17 protein-coding genes and 1 riboswitch are annotated in these 19,392 nt (G+C 67.3%); of the genes, 6 read left to right on the top strand and 11 right to left on the bottom strand.

What is annotated here, in order from left to right:
* Both LOC60_RS11340 and serS read right to left on the bottom strand, forming a co-directional pair.
* A complete protein-coding gene (locus tag LOC60_RS11340; protein WP_230025239.1) occupies positions 1-849 on the bottom strand; it encodes an HAD family hydrolase in 849 nt (282 codons plus the stop codon).
* Positions 850-999: 150 nt separating this feature from the next.
* A complete protein-coding gene (serS, locus tag LOC60_RS11345) occupies positions 1,000-2,274 on the bottom strand; it encodes a serine--tRNA ligase (RefSeq protein ID WP_230025241.1) in 1,275 nt (424 codons plus the stop codon).
* 67 nt (positions 2,275-2,341) lie between these two features.
* Here serS and LOC60_RS11350 point away from each other — a divergent pair, with 67 nt between their 5' ends.
* Entirely contained in the window at positions 2,342-3,412 is a 1,071-nt protein-coding gene (locus LOC60_RS11350; protein WP_230025243.1) for a diacylglycerol/lipid kinase family protein, read from the top strand.
* Between the two features lie 50 nt (positions 3,413-3,462).
* Here the strand turns inward: LOC60_RS11350 and LOC60_RS11355 are convergent, their stop codons facing one another.
* The 4 genes from LOC60_RS11355 to LOC60_RS11370 form a co-directional block, all read right to left on the bottom strand.
* Positions 3,463-3,729 carry a hypothetical protein gene (locus tag LOC60_RS11355; protein WP_230025245.1) on the bottom strand — a complete coding sequence of 89 codons (267 nt, stop codon included), beginning with the start codon at positions 3,727-3,729 and terminating at the stop codon, positions 3,463-3,465.
* Between the two features lie 95 nt (positions 3,730-3,824).
* Positions 3,825-4,799: a DNA topoisomerase IB gene (locus tag LOC60_RS11360; protein ID WP_230025247.1), complete on the bottom strand. Its 975-nt coding sequence runs from the start codon at positions 4,797-4,799 to the stop codon at positions 3,825-3,827.
* Positions 4,800-4,849: 50 nt separating this feature from the next.
* A complete protein-coding gene (pheA, locus tag LOC60_RS11365) occupies positions 4,850-5,830 on the bottom strand; it encodes a prephenate dehydratase (protein ID WP_230025249.1) in 981 nt (326 codons plus the stop codon).
* The gene (locus LOC60_RS11370) at positions 5,827-6,153 is read right to left on the bottom strand and encodes a rhodanese-like domain-containing protein (protein ID WP_230025251.1); all 327 of its coding nucleotides are present in this window, start codon (positions 6,151-6,153) and stop codon (positions 5,827-5,829) included. Before LOC60_RS11370 ends, pheA begins: the two co-directional genes overlap by 4 nt.
* A 150-nt stretch (positions 6,154-6,303) precedes the next feature.
* Here LOC60_RS11370 and LOC60_RS11375 point away from each other — a divergent pair, with 150 nt between their 5' ends.
* Positions 6,304-7,704 (top strand): amidase, encoded by a 1,401-nt coding sequence (locus LOC60_RS11375; protein WP_230025253.1) that lies wholly within the window; start codon positions 6,304-6,306, stop codon positions 7,702-7,704.
* 18 nt (positions 7,705-7,722) lie between these two features.
* Here LOC60_RS11375 and LOC60_RS11380 read toward each other — a convergent pair whose 3' ends face one another.
* The gene (locus tag LOC60_RS11380; protein ID WP_230025255.1) at positions 7,723-8,709 is read right to left on the bottom strand and encodes an MsnO8 family LLM class oxidoreductase; all 987 of its coding nucleotides are present in this window, start codon (positions 8,707-8,709) and stop codon (positions 7,723-7,725) included.
* Positions 8,710-8,918: 209 nt separating this feature from the next.
* On the opposite strand from LOC60_RS11380, the gene LOC60_RS11385 reads away from it, so the two are divergent.
* The 3 genes from LOC60_RS11385 (at position 8,919) to pgm (ending at position 13,533) form a co-directional block, all read left to right on the top strand.
* Entirely contained in the window at positions 8,919-10,388 is a 1,470-nt protein-coding gene (locus tag LOC60_RS11385; RefSeq protein ID WP_331460812.1) for a peptide MFS transporter, read from the top strand.
* Positions 10,389-10,502: 114 nt separating this feature from the next.
* A riboswitch (SAM riboswitch) is annotated at positions 10,503-10,626 on the top strand.
* 17 nt (positions 10,627-10,643) lie between these two features.
* Positions 10,644-11,849 carry a cobalamin-independent methionine synthase II family protein gene (locus LOC60_RS11390; protein WP_230025257.1) on the top strand — a complete coding sequence of 402 codons (1,206 nt, stop codon included), beginning with the start codon at positions 10,644-10,646 and terminating at the stop codon, positions 11,847-11,849.
* A gap of 52 nt (positions 11,850-11,901) precedes the next feature.
* On the top strand, positions 11,902-13,533 hold the full coding sequence (pgm, locus tag LOC60_RS11395; protein WP_230025259.1) for a phosphoglucomutase (alpha-D-glucose-1,6-bisphosphate-dependent): 1,632 nt from the start codon (positions 11,902-11,904) through the stop codon (positions 13,531-13,533).
* A 74-nt stretch (positions 13,534-13,607) separates the two neighbouring features.
* Here the strand turns inward: pgm and LOC60_RS11400 are convergent, their stop codons facing one another.
* Positions 13,608-15,059 (bottom strand): aldehyde dehydrogenase family protein, encoded by a 1,452-nt coding sequence (locus LOC60_RS11400; RefSeq protein WP_230025261.1) that lies wholly within the window; start codon positions 15,057-15,059, stop codon positions 13,608-13,610.
* On the bottom strand, positions 15,056-15,934 hold the full coding sequence (locus LOC60_RS11405; protein WP_230025263.1) for an SDR family NAD(P)-dependent oxidoreductase: 879 nt from the start codon (positions 15,932-15,934) through the stop codon (positions 15,056-15,058). The genes LOC60_RS11400 and LOC60_RS11405 overlap by 4 nt, the downstream gene beginning before the upstream one ends.
* A 139-nt stretch (positions 15,935-16,073) precedes the next feature.
* On the opposite strand from LOC60_RS11405, the gene LOC60_RS11410 reads away from it, so the two are divergent.
* Positions 16,074-17,387, top strand: coding sequence for a uracil-xanthine permease family protein (locus tag LOC60_RS11410; protein WP_230025265.1), 1,314 nt, complete (start codon positions 16,074-16,076; stop codon positions 17,385-17,387).
* Here LOC60_RS11410 and LOC60_RS11415 read toward each other — a convergent pair.
* Both LOC60_RS11415 and LOC60_RS11420 read right to left on the bottom strand, forming a co-directional pair.
* Positions 17,384-18,493: a glycerate kinase gene (locus tag LOC60_RS11415; protein ID WP_230025267.1), complete on the bottom strand. Its 1,110-nt coding sequence runs from the start codon at positions 18,491-18,493 to the stop codon at positions 17,384-17,386. The genes LOC60_RS11410 and LOC60_RS11415 overlap by 4 nt on opposite strands.
* A 46-nt stretch (positions 18,494-18,539) precedes the next feature.
* The gene (locus LOC60_RS11420) at positions 18,540-19,346 is read right to left on the bottom strand and encodes a glycerophosphodiester phosphodiesterase family protein (protein ID WP_231713413.1); all 807 of its coding nucleotides are present in this window, start codon (positions 19,344-19,346) and stop codon (positions 18,540-18,542) included.
* Between the last annotated feature and the right edge of the window lie 46 nt (positions 19,347-19,392).

Raw genomic sequence — 19,392 nt, forward strand, 5'->3', positions numbered from 1 at the left:
CTAGGACCCGCCCTCCAGCACGCTCCTCAGCACGCTGGCGGCGCCGTCTTCGTAGACGGTGCCGGTCACCTCGGAGGCCGCTGCCAGCACTTCGTCCGGCGCCTGGCCCATGGCGACGCCGCGGGCGGCCCAGTCCAGCATCTCGATGTCGTTGCGGCCGTCGCCCAGGGCAACGGTCAGGGTGGGATCGACCTCCAGCCGGCGGCGGACCTGTTCCAGCGCGCTGGCCTTGGTGACGCCTGACGCGGCAATATCCAGCCAGGCGGTCCAGCCCACCGAATACGTGACGCCGTGCAGGCCGATCGCTTCCACCGCAGAGCCGAATTCCTCCGCAGTGCTGTCGGTGCTGAAGACCACCACGCGTACGGCCTGTGCCTCCAGCAGGGCTTCGAAGTCCACGGCGAAGGCTTCGGCGCCGAAGCTGGCGTCCTGGAAACGCTCGGTGGACAGGAAGCGTCCGTCCGCGTCCTCCAGGGCGAATTTGGCCGTGGGCAGTTTCTCCCGCAGCGCGGCCAGCGCCGGTTTCGGATCAAAGACCACCCGGTCCATCACTTCATAGCCGGATTCAAGGGTGGGATCCAGGCGCAGGGTCACGGCGCCGTTGGAGCAGACGCAGTATCCGGTGGTCAGGCCCAGGAGTTCGAGGATGGGCAGTGCGGCCCCGTAGGACCTGCCGGTGGCCACCACCAGGTGGTGGCCGGCCTCCGACGCCGTCCGTGCTGCCTCGCGCACATCCGGGGACATGTGGCCGTCGTGGTCCACGAGGGTCCCGTCCACGTCGAGGGCTACCAGGTGTCGCTTGTCAGGGGTTCGCTGGTCTTCGATGCCAGCGCTACTCAGAGTTGTCATCGTTTTATCTAAGCAGATCGGTCAGGAGGGCGGCTAGGACGACTGCCGTGCAACGGGTCCGTTCGGAAAGGACAGGGGCCCGTTCGGAAGGACGGCGCCGACGACGGCGGGCCCGGGGCTGGTCCCGGGTCCCGCCGTCGTCTGCTGGACTCAGAGGACCGGAAGGACTTCCAGGCCGCCCAGGTACGGCCGAAGCGCAGCCGGAACGTTCACCGAGCCGTCAGGGTTCTGGTGGTGTTCCAGGATGGCGACGATCCAGCGGGTGGTGGCCAGCGTTCCGTTCAGGGTGGCCACAGCGCGGGTGCCCTTGCCTTCAGCCTGCCGTTCGCGGATGTTCAGGCGCCGGGCCTGGAAGGTGGTGCAGTTCGAGGTGGAGGTCAGCTCGCGGTAGGCGTTCTGGGTGGGAACCCACGCCTCGCAGTCGAACTTCCGTGCTGCGGACATGCCCAGGTCTCCGGCAGCCGTGTCGATGACCCGGTAGGGCAGTTCGACCTTGGCCAGCATTTCCTCTTCCCAGGCCAGCAGCCGCTGGTGCTCGGCGGCGGCGTCCTCCGGCCGGGTGTAGACAAACATTTCCACTTTGTTGAACTGGTGGACGCGGATGATGCCGCGGGTGTCCTTGCCGTGCGAGCCGGCTTCACGGCGGTAGCAGGAGGACCAGCCGGCGTAACGGACGGGGCCGCCGTCCAACTCAAGGATCTCGTCGGCGTGGTAGCCAGCCAGCGGCACCTCGGACGTGCCGACCAGGTACAGATCGTCTTCGGCCAGCCGGTAGATCTCGGCGTCGTGTGCCACGTCGAAGCCGGTGCCCTGCATGGTTTCGGGGCGAACCAGGGTGGGGGTGATCATCGGGACAAACCCGGCCTTGACGGCCTGGTCCATGGCCATGTTCAGCAGTGCCAGTTCCAGGCGGGCACCCACGCCGCGCAGGAAGTAGAACCTCGAGCCGGAGACCTTGGCGCCGCGTTCCATGTCAATGGCACCCAGCAGTTCGCCGATTTCCAGATGGTCACGGGGCGTGAAGCCCTCAGCCTCGAAGTCGCGGGGCTTGCCGACGGTCTTGACGACCTCGAAGTCGTCCTCGCCTCCGGTGGGAACGCCGTCGGACACCAGGTTCGGGATCCGGCGCAGCAGCGCATCGGATTCCGCCTGGACGGCGTCAGCCTCGGCACCGGCGGCCTTCACGGCAGCGGCCAGTTCCTTCACCTCGGCCAGGAGGGCCTGCTTTTCTTCACCCTTGGCGGCGGCGACGCGCTTTCCGAAGGCATTTTGCTCGGCACGCAGCGTCTCGTAGCGGGTCCGGGCGTCGCGGCGGGCAGCGTCGGCGGAAATGATCGCGTCCACAATGCTCTCGTCGGCCAGCCGGGCGCGCTGCGAGGCTCGGAATTTTTCGGGATTTTCGCGGAGCTCATTTACATCGATCACGTCTCAAGAGTACCGAAAACCCGCCGGGCGTTTGGTTCGCCCGGCGGCGGCTATTCTGGGAGGCATTATGCCCGTTGAAATTACGCTGTTCCTGGTCCTCTGCGCCGCCCTGCTGGCCTCCGCCGCAACCTGGGTCGTCGCAGGTACTCGAAGCCGACGGCGGGCAGCGGCCGACGCCGCAGTGTTTGCCCCGCGCGGCGCGGCGCACCAGCGGGTGGCGATGGTCGTGAATCCGGTCAAGGCATTGGCGCCGGACGCTGAAGCCCTGCTGAGAACGTCCTGCGAGCTTGCCGGATGGGATCCTCCGCTGATCCTGGAAACCACCGTGGACAGCCCCGGCTACCTGCAGGCGCTGCAGGCACTGGAGGCAGGTGCCGACGTCGTCCTCGCCGCAGGCGGTGACGGCACCATCCGCGAAGTCTCGCGTGCAGTGGCGCATTCCGGCGCGGCGCTGGGACTGATTCCGCTGGGCACCGGCAACCTCCTGGCCCGGAACCTGGACATCTCCGTGGCGGACCTGGCAGGAAACATCCGCAACTCGCTGCACGGGGACGTGCGGCAGATCGACATGGCCAAGATCCGGCTCGAAGACTCGGCGACCGGGGAACACTCCCGCAACGCATTCCTGGTGATGGGCGGGATCGGCATGGATGCCGCGGTAATTGCCGCTACGCGGGATGAGCTGAAAAAGCGGGTGGGGTGGCTGGCCTACAGCGAAGCCGGCGTCCGCCTGCTGCCGGGGCGGCGCACGCGGATGACCGTCAGCCTGGACGACGGTCCGGCGCAGTCACAGAAGGTGCACAGCGTGCTGGTGGCAAACACCGGACGCCTGCCCGCCGGAATCGATTTCATTCCGGACGCCGTGGTGGATGACGGACTGCTGGACGTCGTCATCATTAGCCCGCGCAGCGTCCTTGGCTGGGCCTGGGTGGCCGGCAAAGTGATGACGCGCTACCCCAAGGACCTCCCGGTGATCCGTCACCACCGGGTCCGGAAAATCACGGTGACCGTCGCGGAACCCACCCAGACCCAGCTCGACGGCGACCTGACCGGCCCCGCCACCACGATCACCGTAGAGGTGGACGCCGGCGCCCTGCTGGTCCGGGTGCCGCCCTCGTCCGTGCTGCCGGCGGCATAAAAAACGGCGCCGCACCGGATGGTGCAGCGCCGCTTGAAGGGGAGAAGACGTTACTTGCCGTCCTGGGTGCCCTCGGAGTCGGTGTAACCGCCTTCGCGGTCCTCGTCCGTCTTGGCGCCGTCGGCGGCGGTGTACTTGCCTTCGTCCTCGTCGAGGGAGGACGGGGAGGCCTGCTCGCGGATCAGTGCCTCTTCCTCGGCAAAGCGGATGTCGTTGCCCTGGTCGCCAACATCGCCGCGGTAGTTGTCGTCATTGGTGGAAACACCGCTGGGCTTCGGGTCCTTGAGCTGCTCTTGTTCGTTGGGGTACTCGCTCACGCCGGCACCTTCCTTCTTGGGTTGGTTGTCCAGTGCGCCAATACTGCGCGCGCCTTCCATCAGCATACTTATTGCCGGTCCCGGCGGAAACCCGGTTAATCCTCGAGCATCATCCGGGTTGCGGTCTCCGACGAGGAGAATCCGGTCACGGGAATGACGTGGCCGTCGAAGAACCGGTCCACCACGCGCGGATCGATGTAGGACTTGCGTGCAATTGCGGGGGTGTTGCCCAGGTGGTCCGCCACATCGCGGGCTGTGGCCGCGACGGCCTTCTGTTTGGCCCGGTTGGTGGCTGCCGCCGGCGCGAGGCGGGCCAGGGACATTGCCGCGACGACTGTGGCCTGCCAGGTGCGGAAGTCCTTGGCGCTGAAGTCCCCGCCCGTGACTTCCTTCAGGAAGGAGTTCAGCTGGGCGGCGTCCACGCTGTGCCAGGCGCCGTCAGCCCCCAGGTACGCCAGTGCCGTGTCTGCGTCCGGGCGCCGGAGCATGGGCCCGATGGCCGCCGCGAGGTCGGCGTCCTTGATCGACATGTGCCATTCCTGCCCGCTCTTGCCGGGAAAGTCGAAACACACTTCGGTTCCGTCCAGATGCACGTGCTCGATGCGCAGCGTGGTGGTGCCGTAGGAACCGTTCGCCTCCGCGTACCGGGTGCCGCCGATCCGCAGCGCCCCGGCGTCGACAATCCGCAGGGCGGCCGCCAGGGCCCGTTCCTCGCCGCATCCGTCTGCGCGCAGGTGCTTGGTGATCAGCCGCCGCGCCGCGGGAAGTGTCTGGGCAAACGCCAGCGACCGGTCGAATTTCTCCCGGTCCTTCATCTCCCGCCAGTGCGGATGGTAGATGTACTGCTTGCGGCCGGCGCCGTCGGTTCCCGTGGCCTGGATGTGCCCGTTGGGGTAGGGACTGATCCAGACATCCGTCCACGCCGGCGGAATCGCCAGCGAGCGGAGCCGGGCCAGGACCGCCCGGTCGGTAATGATATTGCCGCGGATGTCCCGATAGCTGAAACCCTTGCCCCAACGCCGCCGGGTGTACCCGGGATGTTCACAGTTGCTTCGCCGAAGTCGAGCCATGGTGCGCACCTTTCACCGGCTGCGGCCGGTTCAGCCGCGGCTTCCAGTCCCTAGTATCCGTTCAGCAGGGACTCGAGCCAAATATCGGCGGCCCGGAACGCATCGTCGCTGGTGTGGCGGGAAATCTCCGTCTCACGGTGGTCCGCCCGCGGATACGAGCCGAGGAACCGCAGTTCGGGGCTGATCCGGTGCAGGCCCTTCAAAGCGTCCGCCATCCGGGCATCCGCAATGTGGCCGTCGGCGTCGATGCTGAAGAAGTAATCGCCCAGGAACATGCCCGTGGGACGGGACTCGATCCGGCTCAGGTTCACCCCGCGGGTGGAGAACTGGTCCAGGATTTCCATCAGGGCGCCCGGGCGGTCCTCCGGCAGGGGAACCACCAGAGTGGTCTTGTCCGAGCCGGTGGGTTCGGGAAGCAGGCCGGGCAGGCTGATCATCACGAACCGGGTCACCGCATCCCGCACATCACCGATGTCTTCCTGCAGGACTTCCAGCCCGAGCTGCCGCGCCACCAGCGGCGCGCAGATCGCCGCATCAAAGGACGGATCGGCCTGGCTGAGTTCCACGGCGGCCGCCGCCGTAGAGGCCGCGGGAAGATATTCCGCTTCGGGAATATTCGCTGCAGCCCATTCCCTGCACTGCGCCCACGCGTGGCTGTGGGTGGAAACCGTGCGGATATCCGTCAGTGCCATGCCCGGGCGCACCGCCAGCACAAAGGTGATGGGGATCAGGATCTCCCGCAGGATCCGCAGCGGGGCTCCGGCGGAAAGGGCATCCAGGGTGGCGCTGACACCGCCCTCCACGGAGTTCTCAATGGGAACAACCGCGGCGGCGGCCTGCCCTGAGCGGACCATTTCCAGTGCCGAGTTCACACTCGGCGCCGGACGGCGGACGGCATCCACGGCCCCCGGAACGCTCAGCAGCGCGGCCTCCGTAAAGGTTCCCTCGGGGCCGAGGTAGGTGTAAACCACTGCTTCCCCCAGCGGACCGGGGTGGTGCGGGGCGGGGCGGGCATCAGCGGCGTGCGTCATTTAACGGTCGGTTCCTGCCCGTTGTCGGAGACCATGGGCTTGCCTGCCTCGAGCCAGGCACCCATCCCGCCGTTGACGTTGACGGCCGAGTAGCCGTTGGCGTCCAGCCACTGGGTGGCCCGGGCGCTGCGGCCGCCGGTGCGGCAGATGACGGCCAGGTCCTGGTCCGGATCCAGTTCATCAAGTGCCTCGGGCAGCCGGTCGAGTGGAATGTGGAGGGCGCCGTCGACGTGGCCGGCTTCCCATTCGTAGTCTTCCCGGACATCGAGGATCTTCGCGCCCTCGGGAATGGTGTCTACGGTTACGCTCTGCATCTCGCTCATTGCTGGCCTCACTGTCGTACGCGTTGTCGCCCCGAACTGCGGGTCCGGGCACGCCCGCACCCGCCCGACGGGGCCGTTTTGTCCAGCCTATAGTGGGACGCGGTCCGAGAGAACAAACGCCCGGACCCCACACGCACCGAAAGGTATGCAATGTCCGCCCCCCACGAGATGACCGCCGTCGAACTCCGGGATGCCCTGGCCTCCGGCGGGCTCGGCGCCGAGGAAGTCACCAACCACTACCTGGGGCGGATCGAGGAGCTCAACCCGGCACTGGGTGCCTTCCTGACTCCGACGCCGGAACTCGCCGTCGCCGAGGCCCGGGCGGCGGATGCGCGCCGTGCCCGGGGAGAGAAGCCGGGCCTGCTGCACGGAATGCCGCTGGCACACAAGGACCTGACCGACGTGGCGGGCGTCCGGACCACCATGGGCAGCGCTGCCCTGGACCCCTGGGTGGCCGAGGAGGACTCCCCGCTGCCGGCCATCCTGCGCCGGGCCGGTGCAATCAGCCTGGGCAAGACGCAGGTTCCCGAATTCGGGCTCAGCAGTTACAGCGAAAACCGGGTGGGGCCGCCGGCCCGGAACCCGCGCGATCCGCGGCTCAGCCCCGGCGGATCCTCCGGCGGCAGTGCGGCGGCAGTCGCTGCCGGCATGATTCCCTTCGCTCCGGGCACCGACGGCGGCGGCTCCGTACGCATCCCGGCAGCGGCGACCGGCCTGGTGGGCCTCAAACCCAACCGCGGGAGGATTCCCGCCGGCTCGGGGCAGCAGGACTTGGGACAGTTCGTGGTGGCCGGCCCGCTCGCCCGCAATGCTGCCGACGCGGCACTGCTGCTGGACGCGATGGTCGGCGAACCCAACTACCGTGCCACCAGCGCGGCCCCGGCCCACGGAACTTTCCTGACGGCCGCACTGCGGGCCGAGGGACGGTTCCGGATAGGCGTCAGCACCCGCTCGCCCTTCGAGTCCCGGCTCGATATCCGGCTGGATCCCGAGGCGGTGCAGGCCCTCGACGCCGGGATTGCTGCGCTGGCCGGTGCCGGCCACGACCTGCTGGACACGAACCTGGACTATGACGAACGGTATCCGGACGCGTTCCAGGTGGTGTGGACGGCCGGGCTGGCCACCGCGGCCCTGCCCCCCGGCGGCGAAGACCGGCTGACGGATCTGGCCGCGGTCATGCGGCACCGCGCACTTGGGCGCAGCGCCGCGGACCTGGTGGCCGCCGTCGACGTCCTCCGGTCCTTTGAGCAGGAGACCATCCGGCAGTACAGCGCCTACGACATGATCCTCACCCCCACCCTGGGCATGACCCCCCGTCCCCTCGGCTGGTACATCAGCGATGACGCGGGCGCCGAGGGCCGCGGGGACGAGGATTACGCCCGGCAGTGCCGCTACTCGCCGTTCACGTCCATGGTGAATGTCTGCGGGCTCCCCGCCATTACGCTGCCGGTGCTGGACACCGCCGCCGGGCTGCCGATGGGTGTCCAGCTGATCGGCCGGCCGGGTGCCGAGGCGGATCTGCTGGCCGTGGCGGTCCAGTTGGGCTACTGAGCGCCGGTTGCAGCGGGCCTAGAAGAGGGTTGCCAGCAGCCGGTCGGATTCCCGCTGTCCGTCGACGTCGAAGGCCCCGCCGGTCACCAGCAGCTCGTCCGCGCCGGAGGAAGCAACCAGTTCCCCGAGGCGGCCGTGCACCTGTCCAACGGTCCCGTAAACCGAGGTTTCGAGGGTGCCGCGGACCAGGTCCTGCCGCCGCGGGGACGGCTCTGCGCCCATGTCCGCACGGGACAGGGCGGGAAAGACCCCCTTGGTCCGGGACTCGGCCAAGGCATGTGCCTCGGGCAGCAGCAGTTCCTCAGCCTCGTCCCTGCTGCCGGCCACGGCAACATTGACTGCCGCAATCACATGGGGGCGGGGGAACCGGTCCGAGGGCCGGAACGCGGCACGGTAGCGCTCCAACGCGCCTGCCCGGCCGGCGCTGTTCCGCCGGAACAAGGCGGGGCCGCCCAGCACGACGCCGAGACCGGCCCGGGCTGCTATCTCCACTCCTGCCCCGGTGGCAAGGATGAACACGGGCGTCCGTCCGCCGTCCCGGGGACGGGCGGTGATGGGTGCGGTGCCGTTGAGGTAGGACAGCAATTCGGCCAGCTGCTCCTCGAACTGCTCAGCCTCGGCGGGCCCCGCCCGCAGGGCGGCCCGCACCGCCGGCGTGAAACCAACGGAACGCCCAAGGCCAAGGTCTATCCGCCCGGGATACAGGGCCTGCAGCGTCGCGGCCTGCTCGGCCACGACCAGCGGCTGGTGGTTCGGCAGCATCACACCGCCGGACCCGATCCGGATGGTCCTGGTGCGCGCCGCCAGGGCCGCCATCAGGACGGCCGGAGCGGAACCGGCAATCCCCGCCACCGCGTGGTGCTCGGCCACCCAGAACCGCCGGTATCCGGATTTTTCGGCCGCCTCGGCCCGCTCGAGCACGGCGCCGAGCGCATCGGCTTCCGAATAGCCCTCACGGTTGTTCGCGCGGTCGAGGATGGAAACGGGAACACTGAGGCGGGCCATACCCCTTCCAACCCGGCCTCCCGCTAGGGAATTCCGGACCGGCGGTGCAAATCCTTCCGTCATGCAGGCCCACAAGCATGTAATGCAGGCAAAAGCATCCGTTTTGCCTGTGATCTTGGGCACTCAGGGATGGCAATCTTCCTTGTCCCCGGCGGATTCTTTCGGATTTGACTGCTTGACCACCTGCCGAGAGTGGGAATATTAAACTCGTGAGCCATACCCCCAGTACCTCAGGCGTAAAAGAAGCGCGTAAAACCTTCTTCGGCCATCCCCGGATGTTGGCCAACCTCTTCAGCGTTGAGCTGTGGGAGCGATTCTCCTTCTACGGCATGCAGGGCATCCTGCTGTATTACATGTACTACAGCACCACCGACGGCGGCCTCGGCATCAACGAGGCCGTTGCTGTGTCGCTGGTCGGTGCGTACGGCGGCGGTGTTTACCTCTCCACCATCCTCGGTGCGTGGCTGGCGGACCGGGTCTTCGGCGCCGAACGGGTGCTGTTCTATGCTGCAGCCCTGGTCATGTTGGGCCACATTTCCCTGGCCGTGCTGCCCGGCGCCGTCGGACTGGGCTCCGGCCTGATCCTGATCGCCCTGGGTTCCGGCGGCGTGAAGGCCAACGCGACGTCGCTGGTGGGCACCCTGTACGACGAAAAGGACCAGCGGCGCGACGCCGGCTTCTCCATCTTCTACATGGGCATCAACATTGGCGCCCTGATCGGCCCGATCCTGACCGGCCTGGCTTGGAGCCAGTACGGCTTCCACTACGGCTTCGGCCTGGCCGCCATCGGCATGGCCATCGGCCTGGTCCAGTACGGGATGACCCGCAAGAACCTGCCCGCATCCGCCCACCAGGTAGCCAACCCGCTGCCGAAGCAGCAGTACACGAAGGTCGGCCTCATCGCGGCTGCCGCTGTGATTGTTATTGTGCTGGCCGTTGTCTTCAACCTGCTGACCGCCAAGAACCTTGCGGTGGTGATGGCGATCCTCGCCATCGTGGCCGCCGTCGCGTACTTCGTGATCATTCTCAGCAGCAAGAAGGTGAGCCGGGTGGAACGCCGCCGGGTGTACTCCTTCATGCCGCTCTTTATTGCCAGCGCTGCGTTCTGGGCCCTGTTCCAGCAGCAGTTCACGGTGGTCGCCATGTACGCGGACACTTCACTGGACCGCACCATCTTCGGCTGGGAAATGCCGCCGAGCTGGGTGCAGTCCATCAACCCCGTCTTCATCATCATTTTCGCCGCCGTGTTCGCCGGCGTCTGGACCAAGATGGGCGACCGGCAGCCGTCCTCCCCGCTGAAGTTCGCCATGGGCCTGGCCGTGATGGGCCTCGCCTTCCTGGCCTTCATTCCGTTCTCCGGCGGAGCCCCGAACAGCACGCCGCTGCTGGCCATGGCCGGCATCCTGCTGCTGTTCACCTTTGCTGAACTGTTCCTGTCCCCGATCGGCCTGTCCGTGGCAACCAAGCTGGCCCCGGAAGTCTTCCGGACCCAGATGGTGGCACTGTTCTTCCTGTCGGTCTCCCTGGGCACCACCCTGGCCGGCTGGCTGGCCCAGTTCTACGACCCGGCAACCGAAGTCAGCTACTTCACCTTCAGCGGCGTCACCGCGATCATCCTGGGCGTTGCCCTGGCCGCGGCCACACCGTCGATCAAGAAGCTCATGGGCGGCGTGCGCTAAGCGCCTGGAGCCTCTCCAAGGACGGCGGCACCGGAACTCTCCGGTGCCGCCGTCCTTTTTGCGTTCCGTTCCATCCTTTGCTGCACCCCGGCGGCATGGTTAGGATGGTCCCAGCTTCAGGAGACACGGCCGCCAAGCTCCGACTTGGCCGTGCACCAACCCCATGCTTCGCGGGTGGTTCGGATGACGAAGCGGCCTGCACCGCCCCCTGGGCATCCGGTGCGGGCAAGAGCACTTTTTTCCGTAAGGATCACCATGCGCAAAAGCACCGACCGCATTTTGACCACCCACGCCGGCTCCCTCCCCCGCACCCCTGAGCTGATTGCCGCGAATGCTGCGCGGGAAGCCAACCCCGCCGATACCGAGGGGTACGCCGAACTGCTGCAGGCCGCCGTCGCCGATCTGGTGCGCCGCCAGCAGGAAGCCGGGATCGACATCCCGAATGACGGCGAGTACGGGCATGCGATGTCCGCCGACGTCGACTACGGCGCCTGGTGGTCCTATTCCTTTTCCCGGCTCGGCGGGCTGAGCGTCGCCGAGACCGGAATCTGGGAGATGGAACCGCACCGCTCGGCGCCGGGCAACGTAGTCCTCACCAGTTTCGGGGACCGCCGCGACCGGCAGCGTTTCGCCGAGGCCTACTCCGATCCGTCCTCGGGCATCACCACCGGCGCACAGAAGATCTTCCCCAAGGTCACGGGACCGCTGGAGTACACGGGGTACGACGCCGTGGCCGGCGACATCGCCAACCTCAAGGCCGGCCTGGCCGCCGCGGGCGAAACGGAAGGTTTCCTGGCCTCGCTCTCTCCCGGCTCCTGCTCGCGGATCGCCAACGAGTACTACGCCACGGAAGAGGAGTTCATCTACGCCTGTGCGGATGCGATGCGGGAGGAATACCGGGCGATTGTCGACGCCGGGCTGATCGTCCAGATCGATGATCCGTCCATCGCGGAGAACTGGGACCAGATCAACCCCGAGCCCTCCGTGGCCGACTACCTCAAGTTCACGCAGATCCGCGTCGAGGCCCTGAACTATGCCCTGCGCGGCCTGCCCGAGGAGCAGATCCGCTTCCACCTTTGCTGGGGTTCGTGGCACGGGCCGCACACCACGGACATCGAGTTCCGCCACCTGGCGGACACCCTGCTGCAAATCAACGCGGGCGGGTACAGCTTCGAGGCCGGCAATGTGCGGCACGAGCACGAATGGCGGGTCTGGGCGGACACGAAACTGCCGGAGGGGAAGGTGATACTCCCCGGCGTCGTCTCCCATGCCACCAACGTGGTGGAACATCCGGAACTGGTGGCGGACCGCATCGAGCGCTTCGCCCAGCTGGTGGGGCGGGAAAACGTCATCGCTTCCACCGACTGCGGGCTGGGCGGACGGGTGCATCCGCAGATTGCGGCAGCAAAGCTGTCGGCTTTGGGAGAAGGCGCCCGGCTGGCCAGCAGCCGGCTTTGGTAAGCGGCGGGCGTGCGTCTGCCGCCGGAGCCGTTTCTTTGGCATGCTTAGGGGTATGTCTAATCGTGCCGGCCAACGTGCCGAACCTTCCGACCTTGTAGACCTCACCGCGCTTTTGGACGCCTATTACGACGTCGTACCGGATCCTTCCAATGTCGCCCAGCGCGTGGTGTTCGGTACCTCCGGGCACCGCGGCTCCTCCCTCAACGGTGCCTTTAATGAGCAGCACATCGCCGCCATTACCCAGGCAATCGTGGAGTACCGCAGGTCCGCTGGCATCACCGGACCGCTGTTTATGGGTAAGGACACGCATGCGCTGTCCGAACCTGCACAGAACACCGCATTGGAGGTCCTGGCTGCCAACGGCGTGAACGTGCAGATTGACGCGCGAAACGGATTTACTCCCACCCCGGCCGTAAGCCACGCAATCCTGGCACACAATTCCACCCGCACGGAGCAGGCCGACGGCATTGTGGTCACTCCTTCACATAACCCGCCGGCAGACGGCGGGTTCAAGTACAACCCGCCCACGGGCGGGCCGGCCGGTTCCGACATCACCAACTGGATTGCCGACCGCGCCAACCAGCTGCTGGAAAACGGCCTCGACGGGGTGCTGCGCATTCCCCTCGGCGAAGCCCGCCTGGCCGACTCGGTAGGCACCTATGACTTCCTGGCGCACTACGTGGAAGACCTCCCCGCCGTGCTGAACCTGGACGCCATCCGCAGCGCCGGACTCCACATCGGCGCCGATCCCCTCGGCGGCGCCTCCGTGGACTACTGGGGCGCCATCGCGGAGCGGCACCAGCTGAACCTGACCGTGGTCAACCCCAACGTGGATCCGCAGTGGGCCTTCATGACCCTGGACTGGGACGAGAAGATCCGCATGGACTGCTCCTCTCCCTACGCCATGGCCTCGCTGATTTCCCGGGCCGGGGACTACGACATTGCCACCGGCAACGACGCCGACGCCGACCGCCACGGCATTGTCACCCCGGACGCGGGACTGATGAACCCGAACCACTACCTGGCCACCGCCATTGACTACCTGTACCGCAACCGTTCCGGCTGGAGCGCGGACGCCATGGTGGGCAAGACCCTTGTTTCCTCCTCCATGATTGACCGCGTCACCGCCGACCTGGGCCGGGTCCTGATGGAGGTTCCGGTCGGCTTCAAGTGGTTCGTACCGGGCCTGCTTTCCGGCGAAGCCGCTTTCGGCGGCGAGGAATCCGCCGGTGCGTCCTTCCTCCGGCTCGACGGCCGGCCCTGGAGCACTGACAAGGACGGCCTCCTGCTGGCCCTGCTGGCCTCGGAGATGACGGCAGTGACCGGCAAGACCCCGTCCCAGCGGTACCGCGAGCTGACAAATCAGTTCGGCGATCCCGAATATGCACGCGTGGACGCGCCTGCCACCCGTGAGCAGAAGGCGGCGCTGGCCAAGCTCTCGCCGTCGGACGTCACCGCCACCACCCTGGCGGGCGAGGAAATCACCGCACGCCTCACTGAGGCGCCGGGCAACGGGGCACCCATCGGCGGACTGAAGGTGACCACCGAGAATGCGTGGTTTGCCGCGCGGCCCTCGGGTACCGAAGACGTCTACAAGATCTACGCCGAGTCCTTCAAGGGCGAGGAGCACCTGCACCAGGTCCAGGCCGAAGCCAAGGCCATCGTGGACGGCGTGATTTCGTAGTTTCCGCCAAAAACCCGCCAAAAAAGGGAAGGGGTGCACCGGGTGGTGCACCCCTTCCCTTTATCCGCAGCGGATCACAGCAGCCGGCGCAGGACCCGTTTCTTCAGTCCCGTGTAGGGCGGGTACGCAAACCGGAGGGTGTCCAGCAGGGTGCCCTTGGTGAAGACCGGCCGCAGCTGGCTGAACGTGTCGAAGGTGTATTTGCCGTGATAGGCACCGGTGCCGCTGGCACCTGCGCCGCCGAACGGCAGGCCGGGCACGGCCAGCTGCACGGTGCTGGCGTTGTGGCTGATGCTGCCGGCCCGCACCCCCTCTTCGAACGCCTTCCGGTCCGCCGCGGAGTTGCTGTACAGGTAGGCGGCCAGCGGAACGGGGCGCGAATTAATGAACTTCATGGCCTCGTCCAGGTCCCTCACCTCGATGACCGGCAGGATGGGTCCGAAGATTTCCTCCTGCATCACCGGTGAATCCGGGGACACATCCGTGAGGATGGTCGGCTCCAGGTACAGGCTGCCGCGGTCGCTGCGTCCGCCGGCGAGGATTGTTCCGCTGTCCAGCAGTCCCACCAGCCGTTCCCAGTGCTGTTCGTTGACGATCCGGCCCAGGTCCGCGCTCCGGGACGGATCCTTGCCGAACTGCTCCGAGACCGCCCGCACCAGCTGCTTCTTCAGCGCCGGTGCCGCCGCTTCCGTCACCAGGACGTAGTCAGGGGCCACGCAGGTCTGGCCGGCGTTGAGCAGTTTCCCGAAGACCAGCCGGCGGGCGACGGCGGCCCAGTTGCCGTCCAGCACCACGGCCGGCGATTTCCCGCCCAGTTCCAGGGTCACCGGGGTCAGGTGTTCTGCGGCGGCCTGCAGGACGATCCTGCCCACGCGCTCCCCGCCGGTGAAGAAGATCGAGTCGAACCGCTCCTTCAGCAGGGCGGTGCTGGCCTCCTGCCCGCCCTCGACCACGGCAACGGCTGCCGGGTCCACGTAGCGCGGCAGCAGGTCCGCCAGCACGGCCGACGTCGCCGGGGCCAGTTCGCTGGGTTTGAGCACGGCTGCATTGCCTGCGGCCAGCGCACCAACCAGCGGCGCCAGGACCAGCTGCACCGGATAGTTCCAGGGGCCGATGATCAGCACCACGCCCAGCGGCTGCGGTTCGGTCCGGGCCGACGCCGGCTGCAGGCCCAGCGGAACGGGCACGCGTCGGCTGCGGGCCCACTTTTCCAGATGCTTCAATGCGTGTTCCGCCTCGGCCCGCACCAGCGAAAGCTCGGTCACGAAGCTCTCGAGCGGATTCTTGCCCAGATCTGCTGCCAGCGCGTCCGTCAGCTCCTGTTCCCGCTCGTGAAACAGCCGGACGAGCCCCTCGAGCTGCTGCCGCCGCCAGGCGAGCGGCCGGGTGCGCCCGGAGTCGTAGGCTTCCCGCACCTTGGCCAGCACTGCGGGAACGGCGGCGGGGGAAGGATCCGGGGAACCACCGAGGGGACCGCGGGAGGAATTACCGGGGGAAGCAGTGAAGGCGGAAACCATTTCGCTCATGCGCGGGCGGTGCTTTCGCTCGAAGCTGCTTCGCCGGCGGGGGCTTCCGGTTTCCTGCCGGTGAAGTGGTCCATGGACTGGTAGACCTTGAAGACCCGTCCTGCCACCACGTCCCAGGCCGGCTGCGGCAGCACGTTGCGCAGGGCACTGCCCAGGGCCACGGTCCATGGGAGCTGGAGCCGTGCCTTCCCGGCGAGCAGGGCCTCCCAGGCCTTGTCCACCACGTACTCCGGTTCCATCAGGGGTGTCAGCAGCGGTCCCCGGGCGCCTTCGAACATCCCCGTTTTGATGTAGCTCGGAATCAGGGTGGTGACGGCGACGTGCCCGTTGCCGGATTCGCCGAGTTCCAGCCGCAGGGAGTCGCTCCAGCCGATGACAGCCCATTTGGAGGCCGTGTAGACGCTCATTTTCGGTACCGAGAGTGTGCCGGAGGCCGAGGCCACGTTGAGGATGCGCGCCGGTGTGCGCCGCTCGATCATGCCGGGCAGGAACGCCCGGGTCACCTGCATGGGGGCCAGGGTGTTGACCTGCATCACGGCGTCGATGTCCGCCTCCGGGGCGTGGTCCCAGAAGTACTTTCCGCGCACGATTCCGGCGTTGTTGACCAGGATGTCCGGAACCCCGACCTCCCGGATGACCTGCTCGGCGGTGGCGGTGATGTCCGGCAGCGAGGCAACGTCCACCGGGTAGGGGTGGATCGACGAGGCGCCCAGTTCCCGCAGCTGCTCAGCTGTGTCCGTCAGGGCCTCGGTGTTGAGGTCCCACAGCACCACCGCTGCTGCTCCTTCGCGCACTGCACGCTCGGCGTAAAGCCGGCCCATACCCATGGCGGCGCCCGTGATAAGGACCGTGCGTCCTGCAACTGAAATGCTCATGCTGCTCCATTGTCCGATCGGTAGAAAATCAAGGTCCTGTCCTGTCCCCAAGCTTTGTTCCTATGCAACGTAACATCCCGGCAATTCCCGGCGGCTAGAATTCTGTCTAGACACCCCTGGCTCGAAGAAGGGCACTACCATGAGCAGATTCGGTACGGACTGGACCCTTCACGGAGACGGTAAGACCATCCGGCCGGGCAGCTACGTTGCCCCGGAGGAGCGTCTGAGCTGGCCCCGGACCATCGGCATCGGTTCGCAGCATGTGGTGGCCATGTTCGGCGCTACCTTCCTCGTTCCGCTGCTGACCGGTTTCCCGCCGGCCACCACCCTGCTGTTCTCCGGGATCGGAACCATCCTGTTCCTGGTCATCACCGCCGGCCGGGTCCCCAGCTATCTGGGCTCAAGCTTCGCGTTCATTGCCCCGATCGGGGCGGCCACCAACCAGCACGGTCCGGGCGGCGCCCTGGGCGGCATCATCATGGCCGGTTTTGTGCTGTTCCTGGTCGGCCTTGCGGCGCAGCTGGCGGGCACCCGCTGGATCCAGGTCCTGATGCCGCCGGTGGTCACCGGAACCATCGTTGCCCTGATCGGGCTCAACCTGGCCGGCTCGGCACGGGACAACTTCGAGCAGGGCCCGCTCACTGCCACCGTCACCGTGGTGGTGATCCTGCTGACCACGGTCCTGTTCAAGGGGTTCCTGGGCCGGCTGTCCATCCTGGTCGGCGTGGTGGCCGGCTACATCACGGCCATACTGCAGGGCGAGGTGGATTTCCAGGCCATCGGCGATGCCGCCTGGATCGGGCTGCCCGAATTCATGTCCCCCACCTTCCACTTCTCGGTGATCGGCCTTTTTGTTCCGGTGGTCCTGGTACTGGTGGCCGAAAACATCGGCCATGTGAAATCCGTGGCCGCGATGACCGGCCGCGACCTGGACCCGTACGCGGGCCGGGCACTGATGGCCGACGGGATTGCCACCATGCTGGCCGGCTCCGGCGGCGGTTCAGCCACTACCACCTACGCGGAAAACATCGGCGTGATGGCCGCTTCCCGGGTGTACTCAACGGCCGCCTATTGGGTGGCCGGCATCGTCGCCATCCTGCTCAGCCTGTTCCCGAAGTTCGGCGCAATGATCGCTACGGTGCCCGGCGGCGTGCTGGGCGGTGCAGGCATTGTCCTCTACGGAATGATCGGCATTCTGGGCGTACGCATCTGGGTGGATAACCGGGTGAATTTCTCCAATCCGATCAACCTCTCCACCGCCGGACTGGGCCTGATCATTGCCATCGCGAACTTCACCTGGATAGTGGCCGGACTGGAGTTCGGCGGCATTGCCCTGGGCACCGGCGCCACCCTGATCGCCTACCACGGCATGCAGGCAATCGCCCGCTGGCGGGGAACCGATCCGGATCAGCCGCAGGAAGACGCCGGGGCCAAACCAAGCCGCCTCGGCTAGGCCCCTTCCAGGGCCTGCCGGGTAGCCCAGGCCACATACTTTGCCGCCTGGTCCATGGCATCCTGCGGGCGCTGCACCACGTCCAGGAGGCTGACGGCCGCGACAATTCCGTACTCCTGCAGCTGGTCGGGGGTAAGGGTGATCCGGCCGGCCACGGCCACCACGGGGATTCCCGCGTCCCGGGCGCGGGCCGCCACTTCCAGGGGTGCCTTGCCGTAGCGGGACTGCTCGTCCAGGGAGCCTTCACCGGTAAGCACCAGGTCGCAGCGGGTGAGCGCAACGTCCAGGCCGGTGAACGCGCTGAGCAGTTCAAACCCCGGGTTCAGCGATGCCCCGGTGAAGGCCAGGAACCCGGACGGAAACCCGCCCGCCGCGCCGGCGCCGGGGATGTCGACGTCGACGCCGGTGGCGGACTTCAAGAGCCCGGCCCAGTTGCCCAGGGCCTCTTCAAGGACTGCCTGCGTGGCGGAGTCGGCTCCCTTCTGGCCGCTGAACACGGCCACCGTGCCTTCGGGGCCCAGCAGCGGATTCCGAACGTCGGCGGCGATCCTCAGGTCCACCCCGGCCAGCCGCGGATCCAGCCCGGCAACGTCAAGGGACGCGGCCTGCGCCAGTCCCGCTCCCCCGGGAGGCACCGGCGCACCGGCGTCGTCGAGGATCTTCAGGCCCAGGGCTGTCAACGCACCGGAGCCACCGTCCGTCATAGCCGAACCGCCGATGCCCAGGATGATGGTGCGCGCGCCGGCGTCCAGGGCCTCGCTGATCAGCTGGCCGCTGCCGTAGCTGGTGGCCGCCAGCGCGGTCCCGGGCGTGGGATCCAGCAGGGTCAAGCCGCTGGCCCGCGCGGTTTCAATCAGAGCCGTGTCACCGCTGAGCGCCCAGACGGCGGTGACCTCCCGGCCCAGCGGTCCCCGGACCCGGGCAGTGCGGGGCTCCGCCCCTGCTATCAGTGCAGCGTCAAGGGTGCCTTCACCGCCGTCAGCCACTGGCACGGCCGTGACCTCGGCGTCCGGGTAGACCGCCAGCACGCCTTCACCCATGGCTGCCGCGGCCTCCGCGGCACTGAGTGTTCCCTTGAATTTGTCCGGAGCAATAACTACACGCATGCCCTCATCCTGCCAGCCCGGACGGACAGGACGGTCCAAGTAGTTGTTACCGCCACTGCCCGCGGTCTTTGAGGACGTCCACGAGGATGTCCGCACGGTCGGAGACGATGCCGTCCACCCCCAGGTCCAGCAGCCGGTTCATGGTCGGCGCATCATTGATGGTCCAGACATGGACCTGGATTCCGGCGCGGTGGCAGCTGCGGACGAAACCCGGCGTCACCACGGGTATGGGGCCGAACCGCAGCGGAACCTGGACGCACTGGAAGCGGCCCGCCCGGGCAAGGATTCGGGCTGCGCCCAGCGGCGCGAGCAGGCGCAGCACAGCGGTCAGGGTGCTGCCCGCAGAGCTTGCAGCCGGCCGCGCCAACCGGCGTAGGGCGCGAAGCCGGCGGGCGTCCGAGAAGGACGCCACGAGAACCCGGTCGTGCGCGGAGTGCTTCTCGATCAGGGCGGCCAGCAGGGCCGCCCCGGCGGCGTCCTTGATGTCTACATTCAGCCGCATCCGGGGCCACTCCGTCAGGAGTTCTTCGAAGGTGGGGATCCGTTCCGCCCCGCCCACCAGCACCTCGTCGAGCTCTTTTCGGGTGAGCTCGCTGATTTTGCCCAGTGCTCCGCCGGAAATCCGGTCAACGGTTTCGTCGTGGAAGGCCATAAGGACGCCGTCGCGGCTGGTGCGGACATCTGTTTCCAGGTAACTGATCCCCAGCTCCGCGGCGGCCCGGAAGGCCGGGAGCGTGTTTTCGTAGCCGTCGGGGGAAAAGCCGCGGTGAGCCAGGGCGATGGGTGCCGGCGAAGATCCCGGGTGGGGAGTCGCCTCGTCTCGGGGCGCACGGAAATAGGGATAAGTTGCCAACACATTCGTACCCTACCAATGACTGGACGGCGGGCGCGCAGTCCAG

The organism is Arthrobacter sp. zg-Y769 (assembly GCF_020907405.1).
Classification (GTDB): Bacteria; Actinomycetota; Actinomycetes; order Actinomycetales; family Micrococcaceae; genus Arthrobacter_B.